Here is a 462-nt window from a genome sequence, read left to right as displayed (position 1 = left end):
CCGAAGGTGTCTTTACAGACAACTTGTGCTGTGATTATTTGAGAGACTCTAATACAGGTTAATCCTTATCTCAGTACATCTACGGAGAGATAAGTTTCAGCTGTATTGTTTCAATTTTCAGCTTGTTCCAGATTGTTAAAGAGCAATATCTTAAACACGACTCGTTAAAGTCATCTTTAAGATATTCAGTGATAATGTCTTTCACACATTATCGGATTGGCGTCCCCAAGGGGATTCGAACCCCTGTTACAGCCGTGAAAGGGCAGTGTCCTAGGCCTCTAGACGATGGGGACACGAAGTTCCGATTAAACCGAAATCTAACCGTTTCGCATCAGCATGAGTCGAAACTCATAACATCAACAGGTGCTCTTGCTCGTTTACATTCATCAGACAATCTGTGTGGACACTACGCAATGCGTATCGTTAGGTAAGGAGGTGATCCAACCGCAGGTTCCCCTACGG

At 43.5% G+C, this 462-nt stretch carries 1 tRNA gene; it reads right to left on the bottom strand.

What is annotated here, in order from left to right:
* Positions 1 to 217 precede the first annotated feature (217 nt).
* Positions 218 to 293 (bottom strand) — tRNA-Glu (locus HU019_RS20145).
* Between the last annotated feature and the right edge of the window lie 169 nt (positions 294 to 462).

It is taken from the genome of Yersinia artesiana (genome assembly GCF_902726545.1).
Taxonomy (GTDB): Bacteria; Pseudomonadota; Gammaproteobacteria; order Enterobacterales; family Enterobacteriaceae; genus Yersinia; species Yersinia artesiana.
Note: the sequence above shows the minus strand (reverse complement) of the source record. Positions and strands in the feature narration are given on the sequence as shown.